Origin of the sequence: Streptomyces sp. NPDC090088, from assembly GCF_044747345.1 — a bacterium.
GTDB lineage: Bacteria > Actinomycetota > Actinomycetes > Streptomycetales > Streptomycetaceae > Streptomyces.
This window is the reverse complement of sequence record NZ_JBIVDZ010000003.1, coordinates 108,655-134,568: the sequence shown is the minus strand read 5'-3', so window position 1 is coordinate 134,568 and position 25,914 is coordinate 108,655. Positions and strand designations below refer to the sequence as shown.

Here is a 25,914-nt window from a genome sequence, read left to right as displayed (position 1 = left end):
CCGTGTACTGGATCGTGGTGCGTCAGCGAGCAGTGGGTGGGGTGAAGGGGTCCGGGGGGCCGTCCGGTGGCGGGTGGGTGGTCGTGCGGATCCGGAACCAGCGGGTGTGGCCCGCGTCGAGTTCCACCGGGATCAGGCCGTCGGGAGCCGGTCGCAGGACCTGGGGCGGCGCGTCGGGCGGGTGGGTCGGGAGGTCGCGGGCGATCTCGATCAGCTCGATCGGCTCGGTCCCGGCGGTCGCCTGCGGCAGGGGTACCCGGGCGGTGAGCGGGACGTCGGCCGTACTGGTCAGGCAGAGGACGGCCTGCCCGGCGTGCTCCCGGCGGACGGCGGTCACCCGTGCCGAGCCGGTGGACAGCCGCTCCACTCCGCCGTGACGCAGGGCCAGTTGCGCGGCGCGCGCCGCGAGCAGGGGGCGTAGCGCCGGGGTTTCCCTCAGCAGTGAGGCGGGGACTTCGTGGCAGCCCGGCAGGGCCAGGAGCAGGGAGGCCCGGGGAGGGGGGAGCCCGTCCGGGAGGGACCACCAGCTGCCGGCGTCCGGGGGGAGCGGGGCGGTCGTGGGTTCGGGGGGCGCGTTCAGGGTGAGGTGGCCGGGGCCCAGGGGGACGTGGGGAGAGCCGGTCGTGACGACCGCCGTCTGCGGGTAGGCGTCCAGGAGATGGCGCAGACGGGTGAGCAGCGGCGCCGGCCAGCGGTCCGCGTCGCGGAGGCGGAGTCCGTCGAGCGACTCCTCCAGCAGGTCGTAGGCCCGACCGAGCAGTTCGCCGTGGGCGGAGTCCTCGTCGGGAGGCGCCAGTTCCGCCAGTACCCGCAGCCCCTGCTCCCGCGCGCCTGCCAGCAGCGCGGCGAACTCCTCGGAGTCCGGTGGCAGGGAGGCGGGCAGACAGACGTGCCCGATGCCCCAGCGCCGGACGCCGGCCGGAAGCACGGTGTCGTGTTCCGACAGCACCAACCCGACGCTGTCCCGCGGCCAGTCGGGTCCCGCCCCGTCCGGGGGTGCGGGCACGGGTCCTGGGGTGAGCAGGTGTGTACGGCCGTCCTCCGCGCGGATCTCCACCTCGCCGCCGTGCCCCGACACCAGCAGCAGCCCGCCCGTCGCCGGATGAACCTCCCGCACCCGGAAGGGCATCGGCACCGCCGTGACCGGCCCGCCTCCCGGCCAGGCCAGCCGCAGCAGCCGGTCCCCGCCGTCCGCGGCCACGACCAGCCCGACGTCGGAGAGCAGCGCGAGTGAGGACGCCGGGGCCGGCAAGGTGCCCAGCAGGGTGACCCCATCGGTGGCTCCGGCGGAGGCGTCGGCCGCCGCCGCGTCCATCCCGTACACCTGTCCGTCCGCGGCGCACCAGACAACCGACCCCGACCCTGACCCCGCCCGAGGATCCCCGCACAGGGCGGTGACCCCGCCCCCCGGATCCTGCTGCCACCGTTCAGGACCGGCGGCCGGAGCCCCGGCCAGGCCGTGCACCGTCACCCCGCCCTCCGCGTCGGCGACGGCCACCAGGCCCGCCCGGACCGAGCACCACAGGCGTACCACCGGCGCGGGATGCGTCAGCGTGCCGAGGGTCCGGCCGGGGTCGCCGCCGTCGACGAGGAGGACGTCGTTCCCGGTGGCCAGGCACAGCACGCCGCGTTCCCGGATCCGGGACCAGCCCACGGCCGTCGGCTGCACCGACAGCGGGTGCAGTACGGCGTCGGCCGTGCCGTCCACCGCCGAGGTCACCACGTGCAGTCCCTTGGCGCTCACCACCGCCGTGGCCGCCGGTCCCGCGTCGGCGACCGTGAGCAGCCGGGGCTGCTCGGGCAGTTCGGGCAGTTCGACCGTGAGCACGGACTCGCCGTCGTCGATCCGCAGGACGGTGCGGCCGTCCACGGTGGTCGCGGCCGCCGCCCGGTGACCCGCCCGTGCGCACAGCAGCGTGCCGCCCAGCTCCGCCTGCGTGGCCAGGAGCGTGCCGTCCGCGCGGGCCTCGGCGGCCACGCTGAGGCCCAGGGCGGCGTACTCGCCGTCGTACAGGTCCAGTTCGTGCCACTGGGCGCCGGGCAGCGCGCTGCGCAGCCGCAGCTGTACGCGCCCCGCCCCGCTCGCCCCGCAGACCAGCGCGCCCCGCTCCGGCGGCCGGCTCAGGACCAGGCCGTGCGCCGAGGCCCGGACGCCGATGTCGACCTCGGTGTGGACCAGCGCCCGCACCGTCCGCACCTCGTCGGCGTCGGCCCGGGTCAGCAGACCGCGCGGCGGCTCCATGCCCAGCCGTTCCGCCGCCATCACCTGGAGCCGCCAGGCCGGCGGCGACTCCCTTACGGTTTCCGGCAGCCGGGGCAGGAAACGCAGGATCCAGCGGCTCGCCTCGGCCGCCGTGGGTCCCTCGGCGAGCACCTGCCGGAAGAGCGGGGTCAGTGTCCGTTCGACCTCGGCCTCGGTGGGCGGCGGGCCGATCGTCGCCGACCAGAGCAGCTCCTCGAAACCGCGGACCAGGGGCGGTGCGCTGCGGTGGGCGGCCAGGGTGAAGTCGCGGACCGAGCCGAGCAGGTCCAGGTCGTGGTCGTACAGCTCCCGCCGCAGCTCCGCGCTGACCTCCGGGTACAGCACCAGCGCGCGGCTGTCGGCCGCCTCCACCAGCGGGGAGAAGTACAGCCTGGCCTCCAGCCCGGTGCTGCTGTCCGGGGCGAAGCGGAGCCGGGCGCTGCGGAGGAAGTACGGCTCCGCCTGCGCGGCCAGGCACAGCGACCGGGCCAGCTGCACCACGGCGGGCCGGTGCCGGCGTTCCTCCGCTATCAGCTGGAACGCGGTGCGCTCGGGTGCCGCCGTCATCGCCGCCGCCCCGCCCGGCGCGGGTCCCGGCGGGTCGCGGTCTGGGCGAGCCGTACGGACACCCGGCGGTCCAGTGGAACCAGCGCGACCGTCTCCCGCACGGCGGCCGGGTACTCCTCGGCGGGATAGGGCGTGAGACAGACGACGGGGGTGCCCGTCTCCCGCAGCCGCCGCAGATACGACAGCCAGCTCGCCGGCGAGGAGTGGTGGCGCCCCGGCGACGGCGGCTGCAGATGCCCGAGGTCGGAGAGCAGCAGCACCGGCTGCCCGTACGGCGGCACCGGGTGGGGCTCCCAGGTGCGCCCCCGGTCGCGGCTGACGCCCTGGGCGATGCGCAGGTCCAGGACGCGCAGCCCGCCCGGCGGCAGGATGCGGGCCGCGAGCCGGGTGATCCACTCCTGGTCGTGCCGGAACGGTCGCATCGACTCACCCCGGTCGATCAGCAGCAGCGCTCCGGCCCGGGTGGTGGTCCGCTGCCGGTAGGGCACCCGCGGCCGGGCGATCGGGCCGCCGGCGAGACTGCGTACGACCAGCTCCACCAGCCGGTGGCGGTCGACCCCGCGTCCCGTCGTGAGCGTCCCGGCCATCGCGAGGAAGACGGCCCGCTCCGTCCGCGGGTTCCACGGCGAGGCGGGCCGTGGCAGGGCCGACGGGCCGGGCAGGTCGAACGCGGCGGTGTGGCCGAGGAGTTCGGCGGTGGAGTTGTTGGTGGGGCGGGTCGGATCGGTGGAATCGGTTTGACTGGTGGAAGCGGTCGGACCGGTGGAAGCGGTCGGACCGGTCGGACCGGTCGGACCGGTCGGATCGGCCGGATCGGGGGCATCGGAGTGATCGAGTGGTTCGGTGTCGCGCCACAGCGGCTGTTCCGTCTCCCGGTCCGGTGCCGGGCGGGCGGCGCGGATCAGCAGCAGCGAACCGCCGGTGGCCGACCCGGTGTCCGGACCGGGGACCTGCTCCGGCGGAGTCGCGGGCGCTGTTCCGGGTGGGGCCGGGGGCCGGTGGTACGGCCCCGGGGCGGGCGGTGCGTCGGAGCCCGAGCGGCTCGCGCGTCCCGTCGTACCCTCGCGCCCGCCCCCGCCCGCCGTACCCCCGCCCCCGCCCCGGCCCCGGGACGGCCGCGCCGGGGCCCGGGCGGGGGTACGGCGGGCGGGGCCGTCGGAGGGGAGCGCAAGTCCCAGGGCCGCGGCCAGTGCGGTGAGGCCGGCGGGGTCGGAGACGCCCAGGGCGCGGGCCGTCCTCAGCAGGTCCCCCAGCCGGGCCGGGCTTCGGTTCATGCGTAGGGGAGCGGGTCGGAGGAGCCCTTCATCATGGCGAGCCCCGCGACCGCCCGCCACTCCGGCGACGTGACCGTCAGGCCCATCTGGCGGCAGGCCCGCAGGGTGTCCAGGAACTCGGCGGTGCTCGCCGCCGGCCGGGTCGCCGGCGACTCGTTCTCGAACATGTCGGCCAACTCCACGGTGAGCGCCTCGTCGTAGTCGTCCCCCATGTGCAACCGGGCGACGTTCAGCAGGTGTTCGCGGTCCGGCGCGTCCAGTCTCAGCAGGATGCAGCGGCGCAGGAAGGCGGCGGACAGTTCCCGTTCCTCGTTGCTGGTGATCACCACCAGGGGTGCGCCGGTGCTCTCGGCGGCGGTCACCGTGCGGCGGTCGGGGCCCACGAAACGGAGGTTGTTGAGCGGATCGAGCAGGGCGTCCGGGACATCCGGGTCGGCCTTGTCGATCTCGTCGATGAGGACCACCGCGGGCCGGTCGCGCAGCGCGGGCACGCCCTCGTCGTCCACGGCCGGGTCGAGCGCCTTCCACAGGGGGCCGGGCCGGAAGTAGTCCCGCGACCCTGGGTCCTGGAGCGTGCCCTGTGTGGCGTCGTTGAGCTGGCGGAACGCCTCCTCGCGCCAGAGCAGGTCGTGCGGTTCGGTGCGGGCGGTGACCACCTCGGCGTAGTAGCGGAAACGCATCAGCCGTGCCACGTTCGGCGCGAGCGCCGACTTGCCCGAGCCCGGTGGGCCGAGGACGAGCAGGGGACGGCCGGACGCCAGGGCGACGTTGACGGCGAGGACGGTCCGGTCGTCGAAGAGGTAGACCTGATCGTCGAGGCGGGCCGTGCCGCGCGCCGGCTCGGGGCCGGGCGTCGCAGGCCGGTAAGTCTCCTCGCTCGGGTCGAAAAGCTTGATCAAGCCCACTGCCCCCCGTCGTCGGCCCCTGGCTTCGGCGCACCGCACCCCGTTGCACTCTTCCCCATGACGCCTGCGGCCACTACTGGGTCGACGAATATGGCCGACGGCGCGGTTCTCCCGGAGCGGCGGGAGAAACCACGGAAGCCCGGGAAGCCGCAGGTGTCGTGGCAGCGTCGGCAACGGCCCCGTTGGCCGCCCGGACCCCCGGACCGCCGCCGGTCGCCAGATCCACCCGGCTCAGCCAGGGGGCCCGGCGCAGACCGGCCGGTACCGGCAGGCCGGGCCAGGGGTCGATGTCGAGGAACATGACCGTCGAGGACTCCAGCGCGGTCAGCTCCCTCAGGTTCGGGCAGCGCAGCACCCGTACCGCCCGCAGCGACCGGCATCCGCTCAGTTCCGGCAGGGCGGTGAGCGACTGGTCGTCGGCGAGGACCAGCGAGCGCAGCCCGGGCAGGCGCGGCAGGAACTCGGCCAGCCCGTCGACCGGTCCGGTGCAGCGCAGTTCGGCCACGGCGGTGTCGGCGCGGAGCAGGGTGCGCAGCTCCGCGGAGGACCGTACGGCTGCGCGCCGTACGGCAGGACGGGGCGGCGGGCTGCCGGCCGACAGCCGGCGTGGCGGTCCGCCCGGGGTCGCGAGGACGCTGCGCGGGGTGTCGGTGTCGGCCTCGGCGGTCCGCAACTGGGTGAGGAGTTCGCCGAGTTCGGCGGACGGGTGGCGGACGAGGAGTTCGTCGGCGTCCGCGCCGGGCGCGTGGGCCAGGTGGTGGGCTGCCAGGAAGGTCCTGACCTCGGGGCTGGGGAAGGCCACGGTGTCGGGTCCGGGCCGGAACACCACGCCCGCGCGGTCCGCGAGCGCGGCCAGCAGCCGTTCGGGCGAGGCGGCGTCGGAGGCACCGGGGTCCCGGAGCGCGCCGAGCGCGGTCCGCAGCGGAATGCGGGAGCTGTCCAGTCCGAGGGCGGCGACGGCCAGCAGGCCGGAGGCCGCCCGCAGGACGCTGTCGGGCACCTGGCCGGTGGAGCCGAGGCCGGGCACGGGAGGGGAAGAGGAGGACGGCCCGGTGGTCTCCTCCCGCGTCCGCCGCCACCCCGCCGAGACGCCGGCCCGCAGCAGCCGGTGCCGCGGTACCGGCTCCGGGTCCGGCCGGTCCGGCCGGTCCGGCAGGCCCGGCAGGCCCGGCAGGCCCGGTCGGCCCGGACCGCCCGCCGCCCGCAGCAGGGCCGCGGCGGCCGCCGGGCGGCGGGCGACGCCGAGGAGCAGCGGGTCGGAGTCGAACCGACGGAGCAGCGCGGTGCGGGCCTGCCGGTCGCCGGAGGACGTCGCCACCAGGGAGTCGAGCAGGGTGCGCACCCCGTCGGGGGTCAGGGGCCCGAGGGCGGCGATCCGGAAGGTGTCCCCGAGCCGGTCCCAGGGCACTCCGGTGCCGTTCGTGGCGATGACACAGGGCGCCTGGGGATGGGTCCGCAGGAGGTGGAGGAGCCATTCCCAGACGGCGGAGCGGTTGCTGACGGGCACCGCGTCCAGGTCGTCGACGGCCAGGAAGGCCCGTCCGGAGAGCAGCTGGCGGGCGGCCCAGCCGGCCGGTTCCTGCGGTGCCGCCAGCGGGGCGAGCATGGGCACCATCCCGTCCAGGCGGGGCAGCGCACCCGACCGCGCCGACAGCACGAACGGTATCCGGCAGCCCCAGGGCGCGCGGTCCGTGCGGGCCCGCCCCGGCGCGGTGTCGTCGAGCGCCCGTCCCGCGAGCCGCGCCAGTTCGGTGCTGTGCCCGGCGCCCGGCGGCCCGACGAGGAGGACGCGCCGGCCCAGTTCGGGCAGCAGCTCGGCGGCAAGGACGTGCTCCGGCGGTGCCGAACTCCCGTCCGGGCCGGCGTCCGCGCCGCCGTCAAGACCGATGCTTTTGTTGGCAATCCGGTCGGTCACCGGGACGGGGATGGTCAGGGTGCGGGGGACCGCCGTCGCGGGCAGGACGGGGGCCACCTCCTTGCGGAACTGCTCGGTGAAGGCCGCGTCCTCCGCCGACAGCGCGTCGGGTGCCTCGCCGGCGAACCGGTCGTCCAACTCGGGCGCGGGGGTGGCGGCTTCGGCCATCGTCCTCATACGGGCCGCGATCGCGTCGAGCACCCGGTCCAGTGCCGCGCGGTACCGGGGGGCCTGCATGGTCATCAGCGCCAGGCCCAGCGAGCGGTACTCGGGCAGCTGGTCCGCGGCGAAGAGGTCGGCCGTCGCGACCGGCCCCGGCAGCCGCCGGTCGACCGGTTCCCAGACCAGGGGCAGGGCCGTCTGCGGAGGGACGCCGGTGCGGGCCTGCCCCAGACTCCGGCGCAGCGCCAGGATCGCCCAGTCGTGCTGGGCGGGCCCCTCGTTGAAGTACGCCGGACTGCACAGGGCCAGCACGATGTCGGCCGTCTCGACGCCGTACGACCCCTCGCGCCCGTCATCCGGTCCCTCGCGCCCGCCCGGCGGCAGGGGCGGGGGGACGAGGCGCTGGAAACGCGGCCCGTCCGTGGTCTCCAGACGCCGTCTCAGCTCGTCCAGGAATCTCGCGACCCAGGCCTCGTCCCGGCCGTGCGCATAGCTGACGGCATAGCGGTACACGGGCACCATCTCATCCCCCGCTGTGTGGCTTGCGTACCTGCCCGGTCTTCAGTTTCGCACGAGCCCGGCCGGTCCGCTGTGGCCCGATCCGGGCCTTCAACCGCTCGGGGGGCGTGCCTTGTTGTCGCGTCGGCGGGGTGCGGTGCCCGACAAGGTGGAGGACGAGGTGGAAGGGGTGTCGTTCCTGGGAAGGAATGAGGCGATCGCGTTCACTGCCACGCCGCAGGGGGCCTGTTCTGCTCAGCCATGTGTGGGTGCGCCATCGCGCCACGTTGTCACCGGAAGCCACGCGATGACCACCGGCATCGCCTCTCCCGGCGCCTCGCCCGCGCCGCTCGGCCCCGACGAACTCGTGGCGCAGCTGCGCGCGTTGGGGATCCGGCCGGGGGAGACCCTGCTCGTGCACGCGTCGCTGGGCGCCATCGGTCCGGTGCACGGGCGGGCGCGGGCCGTCGCCGACTCCCTGCTGGAGGTGCTCGGCCCGGACGGCACCCTCGTCGTCTACACCCAGACGCCCGACAACTCCGACCCCTCCCGCTGGCCCGTCACCCGCGGGTACGCCGTGCCGGCGAGGCAGTGGCCCCGGCTGCGGGCGACCCTGCCCGCCTTCGACCCCGAGCGGACCCCGAGTTTCCGCGTCGGCGTGCTGCCCGAGGAGGTCCGCACCCGCCCGGGGGCGCTGCGCAGCGGCCACCCGCAGAGTTCGTTCGCCGCTCTGGGGCCGGCCGCCGCGCGGATCACCGCCGGGCACGCCCTGGACTGTCATCTGGGTGAGGAGTCCCCGCTCGCCCGTCTGGAGGAACTGGACGCCCGCGTCCTGCTGCTGGGCGTGGGCTACTCCGTCTGCACCGCCTTCCACCTGGCCGAGTACCGGGTGCCGGGGCGGGGCACCCGCCGCTACGGCTGTGCGGTCGCCGACGGCCCGGGAGGGCGGCGCTGGCACCGCTACCGCGACGTGGACTTCGACGCGTCCGGCTTCCCTGCGCTGGGTGAGTCCTACGCGTCGCTGCCGGAGCGTCCGGTGACCCGGGGGCGGGTGGGGGCCGCCGACTGCCTGCTGTTCGGCCTCGCTCCCGCGGTGGCGTACGCGGCGAAGTGGCTGAGCGGCCACGGGTCGGGCGGCAGAGCCCGATGAGCCGGCGCCCGACGCGCCCTGTGCGTTCGGCGGCAGCCTCAGCAGGGCTCCGCTGTGTCGTTCCTGTTGAGCTTCTCCAGGTAGTCGTGTGCCAGGGCGGTGGCCCGGGTGAACCAGTCCGTGAGGATGGCGAGTTCGTCGGGGGTGTAGTCGGCGAACAGTTCGGTGAGGCGTGCGTAGTGGCCGGCGTAGACCGCCTCGACCCGGGTGACGGCTTCCGGCACCGCGGCGACGCGGACCCGGCGGCGGTCGGCGGGGTCGGGGCGGCGGGTGACGTAGCGCGCGCGTTCCAGGCGGTTGAGGATGCCCGTCATCGCGCCCGTCGTCACATGGGCGCGGGCGGCGAGGTCGCCGGCGGTGAGCAGGTTCTCGCCCGCCTCCAGGACGAAGGCGAAGCAGGTGAGGTCCGTGACGTTCAGTCCGAGCCGCCGGGCCAGTTCCTGCTGGCCGATCACATGGGCCGCGATGAGGTGGTCCATCGCGGACAGGGCCCTGGCCGGATCCGCGGCCGGTCGCGGCTTGCCGTGCATGGTCGTTCCCGGTTCCTCGGAGATCCGCAGATTCCCTTAGCACGTGAGAGATCTACGCGGTAAATTTCTTACCCCGTGAGGGATTCTAGTCGCCCTCGCGTCGGACTGTGTGTTTCCGCTGCCTAGGAGAGGGAGGCGGGTACGTGAGTCAGCACGACGAAGGCCATACGGTGGCCGGGTGGACCGGCACGGTGATCGCGACCGTCGGAAGCGGTCTGCTGGGACTGGCCGTGTGTACGGTCTCGGTCCCCGCCCTGGTCGCAGGGCTCGCGGTGTGCGCCGTGAGCGTCCTGGTCACCTGGTATCTGCATCTGGCGGGGCGGGGCAAGCCGCCGGGCCCGCGCCCCCGGAGCCAGTGGCCCCTGGGCGTCCGCGACACCGCCGCCCGCGACGGCCACCCCGGCTGCGTCTCCTGCCGCCTCGCCGGACGGGGCCGTCACCCTTCCTCCGCCCTCCGACCGACACCCGTCACGGGAACCCCGGAACAACCGGCCACGGCGGACACCGGCAGCTGATCCGAAGCCGCCCAGGATCCCGCCGTTCCCTTCACTTGACTCCTCCCCCCCACCCAAGTCCGCCACCCAAGTCCGCCACCCAAGTCCGCCACCCAAGTCCCCCGCCCAAGTCCCCCGCCCCCGCCCGTTGTCAGTGCCCGCGCCTACCCTCGGCGGTGATGGCACACGTGTGGAAATGCTCGGGGATGCGGTGGTCGGACGACGGGCCGGTGCTGGTGTGGAGTGGTGGGCGGCGGAGTTCGCTCGGGTGGGGGAAGCGGGTGGGCTTCGTGGTCGTGGAGGGGGGTGTGCGGGAGTGCGTGGGGGCGCGGGGGCATGCGTGCCCGGCGCGGGCGCCCGTGTCCGGCAGGAGTACCGGGGCCCGGTGCGAGGAGTGCGCCCGGCTGGACCGGGCGCACTCGGTGGCCGCCGACACGATGGCCGACGACCCGCGGCCGTACCACGTGTACCTGGCGTGGTTCGGCCCCGGCATGGTCAAGGTGGGGATCACCGCCGTCGAGCGGGGACCGGCGCGGCTGCGGGAGCAGGGCGCCGTCTGCTTCAGCTGGCTGGGCGCCGGGCCGCTGATGGCCGCGCGGCGGGCCGAGGAGCTGCTGCGGGCCGCGCTCGGGGTGCCGGACCGGATTCCGTACGGCCGGAAGCGGCTCGTACGGTCCGCGCTGCCGGCCACCCCGGCCGGGCGGGCGGCCGAGGTCCGCGAACTGCACGCGCTTGCTGTCGCTCTGGGCGGCTGGCCCGAGTCGCTCGTCCGGGAGCCGTGCCAACCGGTGGACCATGTCGGGCTGTTCGGGCTGGACGGGAGCCCCGCCGCCGTCGGCGAGGTGGCCGGGCTGGTCCCGGGCGGTGTGGTGAGCGGTGAGCTGGTCGCGGCGGCCGGACCGGATCTGCATCTCGCCACCCGGCGCGGGGTCGTGGTCCTCGACACGCGTCTGCTGCCCGGGTGGGAACTGGTCGCCGCGGGGACCGGCGAGGAAGGGCAACTGAGGCTGCCTGTGAGGGAGTTCGAGACTCAGCAGGACGGGCTCTTCTGAGCCGCCGGCGAGGGCCCGCGCCCTCGCCGCGCGGGACCCGCCCCGGGTCGCTACGCTCTCATCAGTGGTTCATCGGCGTTTCATGGACGGCGCGGCGCGCGCTCCGGACGTACATGATCCGCACAGCCCGGCGCGAGCGGGGTCACGAGTTCATGCGCACGTGATGGGATTCCCAGGCGTTCCCTGAGAGGCGCCTGTGTGTTTCTTAGGGAAATCACAGATTAGTGAAAGCGTGTTCTCAGAGGACCCCGACAAGGTGTCCACCATGACCACGACCTCGCCCCAGGGGCGCACCGAACTGCTGAGGCCGGACGGGAGCCCCGTCCGAGTGCTTGTGGTGGACGACGAGCTGTCGATCACCGAACTCCTGTCCATGGCCCTCCGCTACGAGGGCTGGCAGATCAGGAGTGCGGGCGACGGCCAGGGCGCCATCCAGACCGCCCGGGAGTTCCGGCCCGACGCCGTCGTCCTCGACATGATGCTGCCCGACATGGACGGCCTCACCGTGCTGGGGCGCCTGCGGCGCGAGCTGCCCGAGGTGCCCGTCCTGTTCCTCACCGCCAAGGACGCGGTCGAGGACCGGATCGCCGGCCTGACCGCCGGGGGCGACGACTACGTCACCAAGCCCTTCAGCCTCGAAGAGGTCGTGGCCCGGCTGCGCGGGCTGATCCGGCGCTCCGGTGCCGCCGACCGCCGCTCCGACTCCGTCCTCGTCGTCGGTGACCTCACCCTGGACGAGGACAGCCACGAGGTCTCCCGGGCCGGCGAGTCCATCCACCTCACCGCCACCGAGTTCGAGCTGCTGCGCTTCCTGATGCGCAACCCGCGGCGCGTGCTCAGCAAGGCCCAGATACTCGACCGGGTGTGGTCGTACGACTTCGGCGGCCAGGCCAACGTGGTCGAGCTCTACATCTCGTACCTGCGCCGGAAGATCGACGCCGGACGCGAGCCGATGATCCACACCCGGCGCGGTGCCGGTTACCTGATCAAGCCCGCCGCCTCATGAGCGGGCGACGACGGCCGCGTGCGCAGAAACGACTAGCGGGGAAACCGCGCAGCCTGCGGACCCGGCTCGTCGTCGCGTCTGTAGTGCTGATCGCGGTGGTCTGCGCGGTGATCGGCTCGGTGACCACCCTCGCGCTGCGCTCCCATCTGTACGACCAGCTCAACGGCCAGCTCGACGAGGTGTCCGCGCGGGCGGCCGGCGGGTTCGGTGAGCCGCCGGACGCGATCAAGAACGGCACCGAGCCGCCCGGAGCGCAGGGCACGGGCAACTCCAGCTCCGCCGCCAATAAGAAGGACACCACACCGACCGATCTGAGCAAGTTCGTCACGGGCCCGCAGCCCCAGGGCACCGTCGTGGCCAGGGTCGTGAACGGCTCGATCACCGAGGCCAAGGTCGGTGACAAGACGAACGACGACCTGAACATCCCGCAGATGAACGCGCGGAGTCTGACGGAGGCCCAGCTCAGGGCCCTCGGCTCGGTCTCGCAGGACACCGGCAAGAAGCACACCGTCGACATCCCCGGCATGGGCAGCTACCAGGTCGTCTACGTGGAAGGGAACAAGGGCCACTACTACGTCGCCATCCCGACCGCAGATGCCGACAACACCATCAACACCCTGATCCTCGTCGAGATCAGCGTCACCGTCGCCGGTCTCGTCGCCGCCACCCTCGCAGGCACCGTCATCGTCGGCGTAGCCACCCGCCCGCTGCGCCGGGTCGCCAGCACCGCCACCCGCGTCTCCGAACTCCCCCTGCACACCGGCGAGGTGAACCTCAGCGAGCGGGTCCCGGAGTCGGAGTGCGACCCGCACACCGAGGTCGGCCAGGTCGGCTCCGCGCTCAACCGCATGCTCAACCATGTGCACGGCGCGCTGCACGCCCGCCAGCAGAGCGAGATGCGGGTACGGCAGTTCGTCGCCGACGCCAGCCACGAGCTGCGCACCCCGCTCGCCTCCATCCGCGGGTACGCCGAGCTCACCCGGCGCGGACGGGAGCAGGTCGGGCCCGACACCCGGCACGCGCTGGGCCGTATCGAGTCCGAGGCCGGGCGGATGACCCTCCTCGTGGAGGACCTGCTGCTGCTGGCCCGGCTGGACGCCGGCCGGCCGCTCCAGTTCGAGCACACCGACCTCATCCCGCTCGTCGTCGACACGATCAGCGACACCCGCGCGGCCGGCATGGACCACAACTGGCGGCTCGACCTGCCCGACGAACCGGCCCTGGTCGCCGCCGACGCGGCCCGTATCCAGCAGGTGCTGATCAACCTGCTCGGCAACGCCCGCAAGCACACCCCGCCCGGCACCACCGTCACCGCCCGCATCCAGCGGCGCGGGCCCTGGATGTGCGTGGACGTCGAGGACAACGGACAGGGCATCCCGCAGGACCTGCTGCCGCATGTCTTCGAGCGGTTCGCCCGGGGCGACTCCGCGCGGTCGCGGTCCACCGGGTCCACCGGTCTGGGGCTCGCCATCGTGCAGGCGGTCGCGTCCGCGCACGGCGGAGCGGTCACCGTGGACAGCGTTCCGGGCCGTACCGTGTTCACCCTCTATCTGCCCGCGCTTGCCCCGGCGGCTCCCCAGCCGGACCCCGAAACCAACTGGCAATCGCACTCACAGGCACAGCACAGTGCCACCACATGGGTGCAACAGGGCGCTTGACCAGAGTCGATGCCATGCGAACCGACTCTTCTCCCGGCACCCTGCCGGCGCGGGAGCACCTCCCGGCCGGAAACGCCGGTACGCCTGTCCTGGACGTAGTGATCCCCGTCTACAACGAGGAGAAGGACCTCGGCCCATGCGTCGTCAGACTGCATGACCACCTCAAGCGCACCTTCCCGTACGCCTTCCGCATCACCATCGCGGACAACGCGTCCACGGACACCACCCCCCAGGTGGCGCGGCAGCTTGAGGCGGACCTGGCCGAGGTCACGTCGTTCCGGCTGGAGCAGAAGGGCCGCGGCCGGGCGCTGCGGACCGTCTGGTCCGCCTCGGACGCGCCGATCCTCGCCTACATGGACGTGGACCTGTCGACCGACCTGAACGCGCTGCTGCCGCTGGTGGCGCCGCTCATCTCCGGCCACTCCGACCTGGCGATCGGTTCCCGGCTGGCCCGCTCCTCGCGTGTGGTGCGCGGGGCCAAGCGGGAGTTCATCAGCCGCTCGTACAACCTGATCCTGCGCGGCTCGCTACAGGCCCGCTTCTCGGACGCGCAGTGCGGCTTCAAGGCGATCCGGCGCGATGTCGCGCAGGTGCTGCTGCCGATGGTCGAGGACACCGGCTGGTTCTTCGACACCGAGATGCTGGTGATCGCCGAGCGTGCGGGGCTGCGCATCCACGAGGTGCCCGTCGACTGGGTCGACGACCCGAACTCGACCGTGCACATCGTGAAGACGGCCACCGAGGACCTCAAGGGCGTGTGGCGGGTCGGCAAGGCGCTGGCCACCGGTTCGCTGCCGCTGGACCGGATCGCCCGCCCGTTCGGTGACGACCCGCGCGACCGCGACATCCAGGACGTGCCGAAGGGCCTGGCCCAGCAGCTCGTCGGGTTCTGCGTGGTCGGCGGTCTGTCGACCCTCTTCTACCTGGTCCTCTACAGCGCCTTCCGGTCCTTCTCCGGCTCGCAGATCGCCAACGCGCTCGCGCTGCTGGTGTCGGCGGTGGCGAACACCGCGGCCAACCGGCGCCTGACCTTCGGGGTGCGCGGCCGGGGCGGGGCGGTCCGGCACCAGGCGCAGGGCCTGGTCGTCTTCGGTATCGGCCTGGCGCTGACCAGTGGCTCCCTCGCCGCCCTGAACGCGGCGAGCAGCGACCCCTCGCACTCCACCGAGCTGGCGGTGCTGATCGCCGCCAACCTCGCGGCGACCGTGCTGCGCTTCCTGCTCTTCCGCGCCTGGGTCTTCCCGGACCGCGACAACAACGGCCGGCCGGAGTCGACGGTGGTGGCCACGCACAACCCGTCGTCGCCGACCTACACGACCGGCGGATTCCAGCAGCAGTACCAGCAGCAGCCGTACCAGCCGCAGGGCCCGCTCCCGCAGCGCATGCCGCTGCCGCAGCAGCAGCCCTACCCGCAGAGCGGCACCACGACCACTCAGTTCCGCGCCGGCGAAGCCGCGGACGGCACCTGGAGGGACAGCACCATGCAGTTGCAGCCGGTGCGCCCCCACGACACCGACCCGGGGGACCCCCGATGAGCACCGACACCGACCACACGGCCCAGTGGGGCCCGCCCCCCACGGCTCCCCCGCCGCCGCACCACGCGCCGGACGTCCCCGACGTCCCCGCCGCACAGGCGCCGGCGCCGGACTCGGGTGCACCCGAGCAGCCCTTCGTCCGCAGACTGTGGCACGGCCGCCCCGAGGACCCCCGCTGGGCCCGCCCGGCCTTCCTCGGCCTGCTGCTCGCCACCGCGGTGCTCTACTTCTACAACCTGAGCGTCAACGGCTACTCCAACTCCTTCTACTCGGCGGCCGTCCAGGCCGGCACCAAGAGCTGGAAGGCGATGTTCTTCGGCTCGCTGGACGCGGGCAACGCGATCACCGTCGACAAGCCCTCGGCGTTCCTGTGGCCGATGGAGATCGCGGCCCGGATCTTCGGCCTGAACTCCTGGACGATCCTCGGCCCCGAGGTCCTGATGGGCGTCGCCTCGGTCGCGGTCGTCTACGCCTCCGTGCGCCGCCGGTTCAGCCCCGCGGCCGGCCTGATCGCGGGCGCCGTGCTCGCGCTCACCCCCGTCGCGGCGCTGATGTTCCGGTTCAACAACCCGGACGCGATGCTGGCCCTGCTGATGTCGCTGGCCTGCTACTTCGTGGTCCGGGCCGTCGAGGACGGCCGTACCAAGTGGCTGGTGTGGGCGGGCGCGGCGGTCGGCTTCGCCTTCCTCGCCAAGACCCTGCAGGCCTTCCTGATCCTGCCGCCGCTGGCCATCGTGTACGCGGTGGTCGCGCCGGTGAGCGTGAAGAAGCGCTTCGCCCAGCTCGCGCTCTCCACGGTCGCGCTGGTCGTCTCGGCCGGCTGGTGGGTCGCGATCGTCGAACTGTGGCCGGCCTCCTCCCGCCCCTACATCGGCGGTTCGCAGAACAACAGCTTCCTTGAGCTGACCTTCGGCTACAACGGCCTCGGCCGCCTCAGCGGCGACGAGACCGGCAGCGTCGGCGGCGGTGGCGGCGGCACCGGGACCGGCCAGTGGGGCGCGACCGGCTGGGACCGGATGTTCAACTCCGAGATCGGCAGCCAGATCTCCTGGCTGATCCCGGCCGCGCTGATCCTGCTGGTCGCCGGCCTGGTGGCGACGCGCAGGCTCAAGCGGACCTCGGTGACCCGGGCCTCGTTCCTGGTCTGGGGCGGCTCGCTGCTGACGACCATGGTGGTCTTCAGCTACATGGCGGGCATCTTCCACCAGTACTACACGGTCGCCCTCGCCCCCTACATCGCCGCCGTGGTCGGCATGGGCGCGGGCATCCTGTGGGAGAAGCGCGCCGAGCTGTGGGCGTCGATCACCCTCGCCGCCGCCGTGGTCTCGGCCGCGGTCTGGGGCTACGTCCTGCTCAACCGCACCTCCACCTACCTGCCCTGGCTGAAGTACCTGGTCCTGATCGGCGGCCTGGCCGCCGCGCTCGGCCTGGTCTTCGCCGGCCGCATCTCGCGCCAGCTCGCCCTCGGGGCGGCGGCGGTGGGCCTGGTGGCCGCGCTGGCGGGCCCGACGGCCTACACCTTCAGCACGATCGGCTCCGCGCACACCGGCTCCATCCCGACGGCCGGTCCGGCGGGCGCGAGCATGATGGGCTTCGGCGGCGGCCGGGGCGGCGGCGGTGGCGGTATGCCCGGTGGCATGGGCGGCGGCACCGGCGGCGGCTTCGGCCAGAACCAGCAGGGCCAGAACGGCACCGGCGGCACCCAGAACCAGCAGAACGGCAACGGCTTCCCGGGCGGCGGCAACAGCACCGGCGGCTTCCCCGGCGGTGGCACGGGCGGCGGCTTCGGCCAGAACCAGCAGGGCCAGAACGGCCAGAGCCAGAACGGCACCGGCGGCACGCAGAACGGGAACGGCCTCCCGGGCGGCGGGGGAGGCACGGCACAGGGCGAAGGCGGCGGCATGGGCGGCGGCGGTGGCGTCGGCGGCCTGCTGAACGGCGCGACCGTCTCCTCCGCGGCCAAGAAGCTGCTGCAGACGGACGCGTCCAAGTACACCTGGGTCGCCGCGGCCATCGGCGCCCAGAACGCGGCGAGCTACCAGCTCGCCACCGACGACGCGGTCATGGCGATCGGCGGCTTCAACGGCACCGACCCGTCCCCGACGCTGGCCCAGTTCAAGGAGTACGTGGCGGACGGCAAGATCCACTACTTCATCTCCTCGGGCACCGGCGCCGGCATGGGCGGCAGCAGCAGCGGCACGTCCTCGCAGATCAGCTCCTGGGTCGAGAAGAACTTCAAGAAGGTGACGGTGGGTTCGTCCACCTTCTACGACCTCACGCAGAAGGCGAGCGGCAGCTGACGCTCGGCTGACGGACGCAAGGGCGGTGGCTTCGGCCACCGCCCTTCGTCGTACGCCGTATAATTCATGTTCTACGGTGTACAGCATGACTTCTCAGGGCCACCCCCAGCGCTGGCTGATCCTCGGCGTGATCTGTCTGGCGCAGCTCACCGTGCTGCTCGACAACACCGTCCTGAACGTGGCCGTCCCCTCCCTCACCCGGGAACTGCACGCGGCCACCGCCGACATCCAGTGGATGATCAACGCGTACTCGCTCGTCCAGTCCGGTCTGCTGCTCACGGCGGGCAGCGCGGCCGACCGCTACGGCCGCAAGAAGATGCTGATCACCGGACTGGTCCTGTTCGGCGCCGGTTCGCTGGCCGCGGGCCTGGCCGACTCCACCGGCCAACTGGTCGCGGCGCGGGCCGGCATGGGCGTCGGCGGCGCGCTGCTGCTCACCACCACCCTCGCCGTGGCGATGCAGATCTTCACCCCCGACGAGCAGCCCAGGGCCATCGGCATCTGGAGCGCCGTCAACGCGCTGGGCTTCGCCGCCGGTCCGCTGATCGGCGGGTTCATGCTCAACCACTTCTGGTGGGGCGCGATCTTCCTGATCAACCTCCCGGTCGCGGCGCTGGCCCTGGCGGCGGTCGTGGTCATGGTCCCCGAATCCAGGAACCCCCAGGGCGACCGCCCCGACCTGCTCGGCGCGCTGCTCTCCACGATCGGCATGGCCGCGCTGGTCTTCGCGATCATCTCCGGCCCGGGGCACGGCTGGACGTCGGCACGGGTGCTGGCCACGGCGGCGGTGGCGGTGCTGGCGCTGGGCGCGTTCGCGTACTGGGAGAGCCGGATCCCGTTCCCCATGCTCGACCCCCACTTCTTCCGGGACCGCCGCTTCACGGGCGCCGTCGCCGGCGCGGTGCTCATCACCTTCGGCATGGGCGGAGCGCTCTTCCTCCTCACCCAGCACCTGCAACTCGTCCTCGGCTACGGCCCGTTGGAGGCGGGTCTGCGCACGGCACCGCTCGCGCTGTCGGTCGTCGTCCTCAACTTCTCCGGCCTGTCGGCCAGGTGGGCGGCACGCCTCGGCACGCCGGTGGCGATAGCCCTGGGCATGCTGCTGATGGCGCTGGGTCTGGTGTCCATCGCCGTACTGGACTCGACCGGTTACGGCGGCACGCTGCTCGGTCTGCTGCTGATCGGCGCGGGGTGCGCGATCGCCAACCCGGCGATGGCGCACGCCATCATGAGCGCGATCCCTCCGGAGAAGGCGGGGGTGGGGGCCGGGATCAACGGCACGCTGGCCGAGTTCGGGAACGGGCTGGGCGTGGCCGTACTGGGAGCGGTCCTGAGCTCTTCGGTGGCCTCGGGGAAGTCGCTGTCGGCGGGGCTGGGAGCGGGTCAGCTGGTGGGCGCGGTCGCGGTGCTGGCCGGGGGGTTCGTGGCGGCGGGGCTTCTCAGGAAGGCGGAGAAGAATGTCGCCTAGTGGGGTGGGGGTATGTGTCCGTTTCGGGCACAGCCTCGCGCCCCTGACAGGGCGTTGGAGCTTTAGCATCTTGAGAAGTGATCGTTGGGTGAGGAGGGGTCGCGATGGGGCGGGCCAGTGTGTGGCTTGAGGGGAAGGCCCGCAAGAGTGGCCGTACGGGTCAGCCGTCCGGACTCGACCGGGCCCGCATCACCTCCGCCACCGTCCGGCTCCTGGACTCCGACGGGCTCGACAAGTTCTCCATGCGCCGGCTGGCGGCCGAGCTCAACGTGACGGCCATGTCCGTGTACTGGTACGTCGACACCAAGGACGACCTGCTCGAACTCGCCCTCGACGCGGCCTTCGGCGAACTGTCCCTGCCCGATGCCGCGGCCGGCGACTGGCGCGGGCAACTGCGGTCGCTGGCCACGGAGTACCGGGCCCTGCTGGTCCGCCACCCCTGGCTCTCCCCGCTGGCCGGCCGCTACCTGAACATCGGCCCGCACTCGCTGGCCTTCTCCCGCGTGGTCCAGCAGGTCGTCCGCCGCGCCGGCCTGCCCGCCCACGGAGTGACCGGCGCGATCTCGGCCGTCTTCCAGTTCGTGTACGGCTACGGCACCATCGAGAGCCACTTCGCCGCCCGGGTGGCCGCGGCCGGCATGACCCCCGACGAGTACTTCAACTCCACGATGGACGCCGTGACCGAGGCCCCGGACACCGCGAAGATCATCGAGGAGTCCAGAGACCTCATGGCGGCCCGCGGCGGCGACACCGTCGCCGAGATGCTCGACAGGGACTTCACCTTCGCCCTGGACCTGCTGGTGGCCGGCATCGAGGCGATGGTGCAAAAGGGCGCGTGATCGGCTGCGGGTGCGTCGGGGCGCTTCACGAAGGGTGCTGCATCAGCGCCCCAAAGGGGCGCGGGGAACTGCGCGACCAGCCCCCACGCACCCGCAGTCGCGTACCGAGCCGCACCCCCACCCCACTAGGCGCCCGGCGAAGCCAACCGCGCCGGAAAACCGCCCGTGGCCACCGGCCCCCACCGCTCCGGCGTGACCCGGATGATCGACTTCCCCTGCTTCACCATCGCCGCCCGGTACTCGTCCCAGTCGGGGTGCTCCCCGGAGATGTTCCGGAAGTACTCCACCAGCGGCTCCACGGACTCCGGCGAGTCGATCACCTCCGCCCGCCCGTCGACCTGGACCCACGGCCCGTCCCAGTCGTCGCTCAGGACGATCACGCTCACCCGCTCGTCCCGCTTCGCGTTCCGCGTCTTCGCCCGCTCGGGGTACGTGGAGGCCACGATCCGCCCGGAGTCGTCGACCCCGCAGGTCAGCGGCGACCCCTGCGGGCTCCCGTCGGCGCGGCGCGTGAGCAGGATCGCGCGGTGCCGGGACCGTACGAAGTCCAGCAGCTCGTCGAGGGAGACGGACGTGTTCGTCGCGATGTTCGGTGCCATGCCGCCAGCCTAGGGCCGGGCGGCCCGCTCAGCCTGTTCCTGCTGGGCCTACGCTCACGCCTGCGGCAGCGCGTCCCCCTGCACCGCCTGGATCTCCAGCTCGATCTTCAGCGTCGTGCCGATCGCGGCGATGCCCGCCTGGACGACCTGGTTGTAGTTCATCGCGAAGTCCTCGCGGTGCAGCTCGGTCGTCGCGCGGAACGCGGCGCGCGTACCGCCCCAGGGGTCGGCGCCGGTGCCCAGGTAGGCGAGGTCGAGGTCGACCGGCCGTACCACCCCGTGCAGGGAGAGCTCGCCGTGGACCGTCCAGCGGTCCGAGCCCGCCACGGTCAGCCCGGTGGAGGTGTAGGTGATCTCGGGGTGCACTTCCACGTCCAGGAAGTCGGCGGAGCGCAGGTGGGTGTCGCGCATGCCGTTGCCCGTGTCGATGGAGGCGGCCCGGATGACGGTCTGGACGCGGGACTTGGTGATGTCGTCGGGGGCGATCTCGATCCAGGCGCCGAAGTCCGTGAAACGGCCGCGCACGCTGGAGATGCCCAGGTGCTGCGCGACGGCGCCCACGGTGGAGTGCGCCGGGTCCACCGTCCAGGGCCCCGGCGGGGGCAGCTCCGTACCGCCCTGCCGCGCCAGCGTGACCGTGCCGATCTCGGCGCGGCCGCTCGCGGTGACGATGGCGCTGGAGGCGGCCGGCGCGTAGCCCACGGCCGTGACGATGACGGTGTACGCCCCGGGCGTGAGCGGGTTCGGGTCCCGGACCGCGCCCTCGTCGTCGGCCTCGGCGCGCAGCACCTGCGTGCCGGTCATGTCGGTCACCGTGACGACCCCGTGCGACACGGCCCATCCGTCCCGGGTGCGGATCCTCGCGGTCAGTCCCATCCCGTTTCTCCCTGCGAACACTTGAGTGGCAATGCACTCACACGCTTACAAATTGGTCGTATGGAACCGGCCCGCGGCGAGCGCCTCCTTGTGGGCGCGCCCGCCACGGGCCGGAGTGTGAACTACTCGCCCGGGTGCGCGAGTTCGATGTCGTGGCCGTCCACACCGGGGCCGGCGACGTTCAGGGCCGTGGCGACCGGCGGGTAGCCCGTCGCGATCACGGTGTAGTCGCCGCCGTCCAGGTCGGCGAAGGCGTACGCGCCGTCCACGCCGGTGGTGGCCGTGCCGACCACGTTGCCCGCCGCGTCCACGAGGGTCACGCGGGCGTCGGCCAGCGGACCGTGCGGAGCCCGTACGACACCCTGCAGCTGGGCGCCGGCGTCCAGGTCGACCTCGATCCGGGTGACCCCGGCGGTGCCGATGTCGACCGGCAGGGCGCGGGGCCGGTACCCGGCCGCGTTCACCGCGACGGTCACCACACCGGGCACCAGATCGCCGAAGACGAACTGGCCCTGCTCACCGGTGACCGAGGTGGCCAGCAGGTCGCCGCGCACATCGGTGACGATCACCATCGCGTCCTTGACGGGCAGCGCGCTGCCCGCGCCCCGCACCACACCGCTCAGCCCGCTGGTGCCGCTGAGCAGGATGTCGTACGACAGCGGGTCCTCGCCCACCAGGACGGTGGAGGCCTGCGGCTGGTAGCCGTCGGCGGAGGCGATCAGCACGTACGAGCCCGCGCCGGGCGCGTCCAGCCGGTACGCGCCGTCGAAGCCCGCGACCGAGCGGCCCAGCTGGCGGCCGGAGAGCGAGATCAGGGTGACCGCGGCCTGCGCGACCGGGGCGCTCTCGGCACCGCGCACGAAGCCGTGCACCGGGGTGGAGCCGGGGCCCGTGGACTGCTCGGGGACGGCGATGGTGGCGACGGCGGCGAGCTGCCGGGTGGCCTCCGTGCCGGTCTCCGTGGCGCTGTTCACGACGGGGGCGGCCCAGCTGGGGACCTGCTCCTCGACGGGAGCGGCGACCGGGGCGGCGACGGCGGCCGGGGCGTACTCGGCGCTCGCCGTGTTCCCGGCGTTCTCGGTGTCCCCGGCGTTCTCCGCCTCGGCGGCCTGGGCGAGCCCGCCCTTGGTCTTCAGCGGGACCTCCTTGATGAACAGGCTGATCAGGAACGCGAGGGCGGCGAGGCCGCCGGCGATCAGGAAGACGTCGGCGATGGCGTGGCCGTAGGCGCTCTCCATGAGGGTGCGCAGCGGGGCGGGCAGCTTGGCCAGGTCCGGGAGGCTGTCGTCGGACGAGCCGGAACCGGCCAGGGCGGCCTGGTACTTGTGCGGGAGGGCGGCGGCGCCCTCGGTCACGTAGTGCGTGATCCGGCGGGCCATCACCGCGCCGAGCGCGGAGACGCCGACCGCACCGCCCAGGGAGCGGAAGAACGTGACCGTGGAGCTGGCCGAGCCGAGGTCGGCGGGGCTGACCTGGTTCTGCGTGCAGAGCACCAGGTTCTGCATCATCATGCCGATGCCGAGACCCAGCAGCGCCATGAAGATCGACATCTTCCAGTACGCCGTGTCGTACCGGATGGTCCCGAGCAGGCCGAGACCGGCCGTCACCAGCACGCCACCGCTGACCAGCCACGCCTTCCAGCGGCCGGTACGGGTGATGAACTGGCCCGAGACGGTGGAGGAGATGAACAGACCGCCGATCATCGGGATCGTCATCACACCGGACATCGTCGGGGACTTGTCACGGGCCAGCTGGAAGTACTGGCTGAAGAACACGGTGCCGGTGAACATCGCGACACCGACGAACAGCGAGGCCAGCGAGGCCAGGGTGATGGTGCGGTTCTTGAAGAGCCGCAGCGGGATGATCGGTTCCTTGGCCTTCGACTCGACGAGCACGAAGATCAGCGCGAGGGCGATCGAACCGCCGATCATCGCGTACGTCTGCCACGAGATCCAGTCGTACTTGTCACCGGCGAAGGTGACCCAGACCAGCAGCAGCGAGACGGCCGCGGCGACGAAGAACGCGCCGGCCCAGTCGACCTTGACGTCCCGCTTCACGACCGGCAGGTGCAGGGTCTTCTGCAGCACGATCAGCGCGATGACGGCGAAGGGGACACCGACGTAGAAGCACCAGCGCCAGCCCAGCCACGAGGTGTCGGTGATGACACCGCCGAGCAGCGGGCCGCCGACGGTGGCGACCGCGAAGGTGGCGCCGAGGTAGCCGGAGTAACGGCCGCGCTCACGCGGCGAGATCATCGCGGCCATGACGATCTGGGCGAGCGCCGACAGACCGCCGACGCCGACGCCCTGCACGACACGGCAGGCGATCAGCATGCCCGCGTTCTGCGACAGACCGGCCGCCGCGGAGCCCAGCACGTAGATGACGAGGGCGATCTGGACGAGCGCCTTCTTGCTGTACAAGTCGGCGAGCTTGCCCCACAGCGGGGTGGTCGCGGTCATGGCCAGCAGCGAGGCGGTGACGACCCAGGTGTAGGCGGACTGGCCGCCGCCCAGGTCGGTGATGATGTGCGGCAGGGCGTTGGTGACGATGGTGGACGACAGGATCGCCACGAACATACCGAGCAGCAGCCCGGATATGGCTTCCATGATCTGCCGGTGCGTCATCGGAGTCTGCTCGACGGAGCCTCCCCCGTGCGGCTTGGCGTGAGCCCGCACACCGGCTGGTGTGGTCGTTGCCATGGGCTTCCTTTTCTTACGTCTTATGCGGGTGTACGGGTGGTCGGTTCGAGTACGGGAGCTTCGAGTACGGGGGTGGGGGCGCGGGCGGCGGAGGCGACGGCGGCCTTGGCGGTGGCCCCCGCGGCGGCCGGGGCCGGCGCCGTGGCGGCGGGCGACCGGGGGTGCGGGGCCGTGGCCCGGCAGTCGCCGAAGCTGTCCCGGAGCCGGGTCATCAGCCCGATGAGCTGGTCGACCTCCGCGTCGCTCCAGTCGGCCAGCCGTTCGGCGAGCAGCTCGGTGCTGCGCCGGGACAGTTCCACGAGGGTCGCCTCGCCCGCGGGCGTGAGGTGCAGGATCCGGGAACGCTTGTCCGCCGGGTCCGGGGAGCGCTCGATCCAGCCGCGCTCGGCGACGTGCGCCACATGCCGGCTGGTCACGGACATGTCCACGGCGAGCAGCTCGGCGAGCTTGCTCATGCGCATGGAACCGTGCCGGCCGAGCAGCGTCAGTACGGCGGCGGAACCGGCCGGGCAGTCGTGCGGCATGATCCGCGCGAGGTCCCGCTTCACGGCTCCGACAGCACTGAGCTGACGTGCCAGTTCCTCGAACTGTGCCTGCCTGGCCATCACACCTCCTCGACCGTATTCGTTGCTTGGGGCAACCATAGAACTGCTTGGTTGCCACAGGCAAATAAACGGGCGGCTGGAGGAATAAAAACTTGGCAAAGGCAAGTATTGCTAACGTAAACACGCAGGTGGGGACGGGCCGTGTGCCCCCACTCGTCCCGGTGGCCCCCCACTTGGGCCGCACCCCCGGATTCGCTAGTGTCTCGGGCCATGGCTAACACCCAGGGCCCCCAGGGCAACCACGACCCCGCAGGCAGCACTCAGATGTTCCGCGCGTTCGTCGACGAGGCCCCGCAGACCTCCCAGCAGACGACCTCCACCTACTCTTCCTCCTCCGGCCCCCGCGTCGGCCTGATCCTCGGCGTCGTCGCCGCGGTGGTCGTGGTGGCGGCGGTGGCCTGGCTGGCGTTCATGTAGTACGGCGTCCGGCGATACGGCGCCTGCCACGGCGGCCGGGCCGGTGCCCGACGAAGAACCCGGGGTTTCCGCGCCCCGGGCTTTCGTCGTGTCCGCGTGGACGGGAGGCCTGCCGGGCGGCTGAGCGGCTGGGCGGGGTAGGGCGAGCCCCCTTCCTCACCGTGAAGGTCGCCCCTTGTCGTCCGGTGCCACAGTCCCGCTCCACGGCGCCGCCCGTGTCCCGAGCCGTACACCTGTCAGCTCTCGCCGTGCTCGTGGTCGCCGTGGTCGCCGTGGTCGCCGTGGCCGATGCGACGGTCGCGGCGGACTCGGCCCAGAGGCTCTCGGCCTTCTTCCGCGCCGGCCGACCGTCCCGGAGACCCGCTCAGCTCCAGTCGACCGTCACGACCCGGGTCTCGACGTGCATGCCCAGCGGGACCCGCCAGTCGTCCACGCAGACCGTCCAGGTCGCGTTCTTGCGCGAGTCCGCGGCGATCGGGGCCGGCAGGGTCTCGGTCGTCCTGATCGTCGCCCAGTCGATGCCGAGGAGGTCGATGATGTGCGTGCCGAGGGTGACCGAGCCCGAACGCACCGCGGTGCCACCGGAGTTCCGGAAGGCGACCGTCACCTTCTCGCACCACCTCTTGTCCGTGGCCTCGCGGGTGGGGGCGCTCCAGGTGAGGGTGGCGGGGGACGCGGTGGTGGGTGAAGTGGTGCCGGGGCTGGGTGAGTTCGGCGCGGTGGAGGCGCCCGGACGTTGCCGAGTGCTCCCGCGCCGGGAGGAAGAGGAAGAGGACGCGGAACCGGAAGGCCGGGACGGCGAGTCGGCCGCGGGTCCCGTCGTCGCCGGCCCCTGTGCCGCGGTGGACGTGTCGCCCGTACCGTTGCCCGTGCCCGTTCCCCTGGCTGCCCCGTCCAGCGGGACCAGGGTCACCGAACCCGTCGGCCGGGCCGGCGTCGGTGTCGTACCGCCCGCCGCCCCCACCGCCGTATAGCCGCCGCCACCACCGGCGCCGCACGCCGTGAGCGCCGAGGCCAGGCAGACGGCCGCCGCCACCGCCGACGTCGCGGTGGCCCGCCGGCCGCCCGGTGCCCTGCTCGGAGTTCCGCTCGGAGTCCTACGGGGAAGCATCGCGCCAGTGTG

General features: G+C 72.9%; 20 protein-coding genes. 10 read left to right on the top strand and 10 right to left on the bottom strand.

What is annotated here, in order from left to right:
• Positions 1-22: 22 nt before the first annotated feature.
• From ACIPSJ_RS16555 to ACIPSJ_RS16540, 4 genes are all read right to left on the bottom strand, one after another.
• Positions 23-2,809: a hypothetical protein gene (locus tag ACIPSJ_RS16555; protein WP_401346404.1), complete on the bottom strand. Its 2,787-nt coding sequence runs from the start codon at positions 2,807-2,809 to the stop codon at positions 23-25.
• Positions 2,806-4,083: a hypothetical protein gene (locus tag ACIPSJ_RS16550; protein WP_401346402.1), complete on the bottom strand. Its 1,278-nt coding sequence runs from the start codon at positions 4,081-4,083 to the stop codon at positions 2,806-2,808. Before ACIPSJ_RS16550 ends, ACIPSJ_RS16555 begins: the two co-directional genes overlap by 4 nt.
• Positions 4,080-4,982, bottom strand: a complete 903-nt coding sequence (locus ACIPSJ_RS16545; RefSeq protein ID WP_359211933.1) for a MoxR family ATPase — start codon at positions 4,980-4,982, stop codon at positions 4,080-4,082. The genes ACIPSJ_RS16550 and ACIPSJ_RS16545 overlap by 4 nt, the downstream gene beginning before the upstream one ends.
• A gap of 79 nt (positions 4,983-5,061) precedes the next feature.
• Positions 5,062-7,587, bottom strand: coding sequence for a large ATP-binding protein (locus ACIPSJ_RS16540; protein ID WP_401346400.1), 2,526 nt, complete (start codon positions 7,585-7,587; stop codon positions 5,062-5,064).
• A 283-nt stretch (positions 7,588-7,870) separates the two neighbouring features.
• Here ACIPSJ_RS16540 and ACIPSJ_RS16535 point away from each other — a divergent pair, with 283 nt between their 5' ends.
• Entirely contained in the window at positions 7,871-8,713 is an 843-nt protein-coding gene (locus ACIPSJ_RS16535; protein WP_401346399.1) for an aminoglycoside N(3)-acetyltransferase, read from the top strand.
• A 38-nt stretch (positions 8,714-8,751) separates the two neighbouring features.
• On the opposite strand, the gene ACIPSJ_RS16530 is transcribed toward ACIPSJ_RS16535, so the two are convergent.
• Positions 8,752-9,243: a MarR family transcriptional regulator gene (locus tag ACIPSJ_RS16530; RefSeq protein ID WP_359211924.1), complete on the bottom strand. Its 492-nt coding sequence runs from the start codon at positions 9,241-9,243 to the stop codon at positions 8,752-8,754.
• 143 nt (positions 9,244-9,386) lie between these two features.
• Here ACIPSJ_RS16530 and ACIPSJ_RS16525 point away from each other — a divergent pair, with 143 nt between their 5' ends.
• From ACIPSJ_RS16525 to ACIPSJ_RS16490, 8 genes are all read left to right on the top strand, one after another.
• Entirely contained in the window at positions 9,387-9,758 is a 372-nt protein-coding gene (locus tag ACIPSJ_RS16525; protein WP_401346397.1) for an HGxxPAAW family protein, read from the top strand.
• 158 nt (positions 9,759-9,916) lie between these two features.
• Positions 9,917-10,789 (top strand): DUF2797 domain-containing protein, encoded by an 873-nt coding sequence (locus tag ACIPSJ_RS16520; protein WP_401346395.1) that lies wholly within the window; start codon positions 9,917-9,919, stop codon positions 10,787-10,789.
• A gap of 265 nt (positions 10,790-11,054) precedes the next feature.
• Positions 11,055-11,795: a response regulator transcription factor gene (locus tag ACIPSJ_RS16515; protein ID WP_355713316.1), complete on the top strand. Its 741-nt coding sequence runs from the start codon at positions 11,055-11,057 to the stop codon at positions 11,793-11,795.
• Positions 11,792-13,453, top strand: a complete 1,662-nt coding sequence (locus tag ACIPSJ_RS16510) for a HAMP domain-containing sensor histidine kinase (RefSeq protein WP_359211914.1) — start codon at positions 11,792-11,794, stop codon at positions 13,451-13,453. Before ACIPSJ_RS16515 ends, ACIPSJ_RS16510 begins: the two co-directional genes overlap by 4 nt.
• A gap of 14 nt (positions 13,454-13,467) precedes the next feature.
• Positions 13,468-14,988: a glycosyltransferase gene (locus ACIPSJ_RS16505; protein ID WP_401346393.1), complete on the top strand. Its 1,521-nt coding sequence runs from the start codon at positions 13,468-13,470 to the stop codon at positions 14,986-14,988.
• The gene (locus tag ACIPSJ_RS16500; protein WP_401346391.1) at positions 14,985-17,288 is read left to right on the top strand and encodes an ArnT family glycosyltransferase; all 2,304 of its coding nucleotides are present in this window, start codon (positions 14,985-14,987) and stop codon (positions 17,286-17,288) included. The genes ACIPSJ_RS16505 and ACIPSJ_RS16500 overlap by 4 nt, the downstream gene beginning before the upstream one ends.
• 85 nt (positions 17,289-17,373) lie before the next feature.
• Complete coding sequence (locus tag ACIPSJ_RS16495) at positions 17,374-18,756, top strand: MFS transporter (RefSeq protein ID WP_401346389.1); 1,383 nt, start codon at positions 17,374-17,376, stop codon at positions 18,754-18,756.
• A gap of 104 nt (positions 18,757-18,860) precedes the next feature.
• Positions 18,861-19,595 carry a TetR/AcrR family transcriptional regulator gene (locus ACIPSJ_RS16490; RefSeq protein ID WP_359211903.1) on the top strand — a complete coding sequence of 245 codons (735 nt, stop codon included), beginning with the start codon at positions 18,861-18,863 and terminating at the stop codon, positions 19,593-19,595.
• 125 nt (positions 19,596-19,720) lie between these two features.
• Here the strand turns inward: ACIPSJ_RS16490 and ACIPSJ_RS16485 are convergent, their stop codons facing one another.
• The 4 genes from ACIPSJ_RS16485 to ACIPSJ_RS16470 all read right to left on the bottom strand — a co-directional run bounded on the left by ACIPSJ_RS16485 (position 19,721) and on the right by ACIPSJ_RS16470 (position 24,374).
• The gene (locus ACIPSJ_RS16485; protein ID WP_359211900.1) at positions 19,721-20,194 is read right to left on the bottom strand and encodes a PPOX class F420-dependent oxidoreductase; all 474 of its coding nucleotides are present in this window, start codon (positions 20,192-20,194) and stop codon (positions 19,721-19,723) included.
• A gap of 54 nt (positions 20,195-20,248) precedes the next feature.
• Positions 20,249-21,070, bottom strand: coding sequence for a YceI family protein (locus tag ACIPSJ_RS16480; protein ID WP_359211897.1), 822 nt, complete (start codon positions 21,068-21,070; stop codon positions 20,249-20,251).
• Between the two features lie 122 nt (positions 21,071-21,192).
• Positions 21,193-23,769, bottom strand: coding sequence for an MFS transporter (locus ACIPSJ_RS16475; protein WP_401346384.1), 2,577 nt, complete (start codon positions 23,767-23,769; stop codon positions 21,193-21,195).
• Between the two features lie 20 nt (positions 23,770-23,789).
• Positions 23,790-24,374, bottom strand: a complete 585-nt coding sequence (locus ACIPSJ_RS16470; RefSeq protein ID WP_401346382.1) for a MarR family winged helix-turn-helix transcriptional regulator — start codon at positions 24,372-24,374, stop codon at positions 23,790-23,792.
• Positions 24,375-24,584: 210 nt separating this feature from the next.
• Here ACIPSJ_RS16470 and ACIPSJ_RS16465 point away from each other — a divergent pair, with 210 nt between their 5' ends.
• Positions 24,585-24,791, top strand: a complete 207-nt coding sequence (locus ACIPSJ_RS16465; RefSeq protein WP_355713594.1) for a hypothetical protein — start codon at positions 24,585-24,587, stop codon at positions 24,789-24,791.
• A 364-nt stretch (positions 24,792-25,155) separates the two neighbouring features.
• Here ACIPSJ_RS16465 and ACIPSJ_RS16460 read toward each other — a convergent pair whose 3' ends face one another.
• Complete coding sequence (locus tag ACIPSJ_RS16460) at positions 25,156-25,902, bottom strand: hypothetical protein (protein ID WP_401346381.1); 747 nt, start codon at positions 25,900-25,902, stop codon at positions 25,156-25,158.
• Positions 25,903-25,914 lie beyond the last annotated feature (12 nt).